This window comes from Kineococcus sp. AC630, assembly GCF_979255925.1.
Genome location: NZ_CEEDMJ010000165.1, coordinates 1 through 233 on the forward strand (window position 1 = coordinate 1; position 233 = coordinate 233).

Genomic DNA, 233 nt, shown 5'->3' on the forward strand with positions numbered 1-233 from the left:
GGACCTGCCCGCCGGGGTGACGGTCCTCGTCGGGGAGACCGGGGCGGGGAAGTCGACGCTGGTCGAGGGGATCGCCGAGGCCCTCGAGGTCCTCGCCGAGGGCGGGTTGCGCCGCCACGCCCCCGGTCGGGCGGTGGCCGCCGTGGACGCCTCGAGCCTCGGGTCCCGGCGGGAGGTCGTGCGCGGCGTCGCGAAGGCCCGGGAGGTGTGCTTCCTCCGCGCGGAGACGATGC

At 78.1% G+C, this 233-nt stretch carries 1 protein-coding gene; it reads left to right on the forward strand.

The window, feature by feature from the left end:
- On the forward strand, positions 1 to 233 hold a 233-nt coding region (locus AC0I8G_RS26265), incomplete at both ends, for an AAA family ATPase (protein WP_471732550.1).